This window comes from Acinetobacter lactucae (assembly GCF_013344765.1).
GTDB classification, from domain to species: Bacteria; Pseudomonadota; Gammaproteobacteria; order Pseudomonadales; family Moraxellaceae; genus Acinetobacter; species Acinetobacter lactucae_A.
Genome location: NZ_JABVBF010000296.1, coordinates 1 through 1,844 on the forward strand (window position 1 = coordinate 1; position 1,844 = coordinate 1,844).

Consider the following 1,844-nt stretch of genomic DNA (forward strand, 5'->3'; position numbering starts at 1 on the left):
GTAAAAGATCGGACAATAAAATTATTTATAAATAAGAATTCCCCTAATAAAGCTAAGTTATTTCTTTCAAATAAAGAATTTAACTATAGATTATCTTGGTTAAGTATTTTCTTTTCAGAAATACAAGGAATTCTATTGACTTTACTTGCGATTATTACCCTTTATAGTATTTATATGTTATTTAACCGTAGATAACCTTTCTAATGCTTGATCAGCCTCAGGGATATGGTTTTTTGAAGCTTCCATATACCAAAATTTAGCCTTTTCCAAATCAGGGAAAATATTTTCATACATATAAGCTAAATTATATTGTGCTTGAGGAAAGCCTTGCTGAGCTGCTTTAGTAAAATACTCTAAAGCTTTCTTATTATCTTGGGTAACCCCTTCACCGTCTGCATACATATTACCTAAATTATAGGATGCTTGAGGAAGATTTTGCTGTGCTGCTTTTGAGAAAAGTTCTAAAGCTTTCGTATTATTTTGTGGGACACCATCTCCATTTGCATAAGCATTACCTAAATTATATTGAGCCTTAGCGTAACCTTGTTCAGTTGATAACTCATAAAGTTCTAGAGCTTTTTTTCTATCTTTTTGAATATAAAAACCTTTATCATACATGAGCCCAAGGTTATATTGGGCTGCTGCTAATTTTTGGTTAGCTGCCTTATCAAAATATTTAAAAGCTTTTTGATAATCTTGAGGTGTGCCTAGACCTTCGAAATACATTCCTCCTAGATCATTTTGCGCTTCAGCTAATCCTTGATCAGAGGCTTTTTGAAATAGCTCTAAAGCTTTTTGATAATTTTGCTTAACATCTTTACCTAAAAAATATTTCTGTCCTTCTTCATATAATCTCAGAGCTTCTGAAGGTTTTTCTTGTACAAGATTTTGTGACGAAGGTTGCTTGGCACATCCAGATAGTAAAAAACTATTAGATAAAATTAAACACCCAGCAATAATCAATAATTTCGATTTCATCTTTAGTCCAAATTAATTGTTAATCAGCTCCGATAATGTGCCATTCTAACATAGGATCTTTTTCAAGCTGTTTTTGTCTTTCCGCTTCGGCATTTGCCTTTTCTTGTGCTTCCAATATATCTGCTGCGTCTGCTAAACCATTAACAACACTCACTACAGCTTGCGAATCTCCAAGCCTTTGTCCTACTTTCGACTCTCCAGCTCCTTTTCCAATTGCATCTCCAGCTTTATTTCCTAAATAAAACAGTGCTCCAAAACATGATGCACCAACAAGTGCAGCTTTTTGTGGTGTACCTTTTGCTAGTTTAGGACATATTTTTCCTGCTAATGCTAATCCGCCAGCTTCTCCATAAGTTGAACCTGTCATTGTTGCCGCTTTTACAACTAAACCTTTGGAATCACGTTCTCTGGTCAATATTCCAATTTCTACAATATCTCCTGCTTTTCCTAATTTACCTCCTATTTTGTCAAACTTTTTTGCTACTTCACCTACATTAGATACACTTGTGTTAGGGTTTCCTCGAAATACCTTATTTCCTACATTATCAGGTTTATGAAAATACATACGTGCATTGGTAGATTTTTTAATACGTTCTAAGCTGAACGGAGGAGTATTTTTTGAATGTAGAAGTCCCCAAGCAAAGTTATTTTTCTCGATCAGTTTAGTTGAGTTAGTTAATACACCAATATATGTTGAAGTATCTTGGGCCGTACTAGCTGCTTCTTTTTGACTTGGCGAGAATAAATAAACAGGCCTGCCATTTTGATTTACTTTTTGATTTCCATCACTCATGATTCAATTTTCCTATATAGCTTATTCTGAATAATTACTTCTCAAATAATCGCCTTTTTCTTCTGTTTCAGGC

The 1,844-nt window shown here is 33.9% G+C and carries 2 protein-coding genes and 1 pseudogene; 1 reads left to right on the forward strand and 2 read right to left on the reverse strand.

The window, feature by feature from the left end; all coding sequences use genetic code 11:
• Positions 1 to 195, forward strand: a pseudogene (locus HUN22_RS18040) (hypothetical protein); the annotation flags it as partial.
• Here the strand turns inward: HUN22_RS18040 and HUN22_RS16810 are convergent.
• Together HUN22_RS16810 and HUN22_RS16815 are read right to left on the reverse strand one after the other, a co-directional pair.
• Positions 178 to 978 (reverse strand): tetratricopeptide repeat protein, encoded by an 801-nt coding sequence (locus HUN22_RS16810; protein ID WP_174731780.1) that lies wholly within the window; start codon positions 976 to 978, stop codon positions 178 to 180. The pseudogene HUN22_RS18040 and the gene HUN22_RS16810 sit on opposite strands and share 18 nt — an antisense overlap.
• Before the next feature lie 19 nt (positions 979 to 997).
• Entirely contained in the window at positions 998 to 1,771 is a 774-nt protein-coding gene (locus HUN22_RS16815; protein WP_174731783.1) for a hypothetical protein, read from the reverse strand.
• Positions 1,772 to 1,844 lie beyond the last annotated feature (73 nt).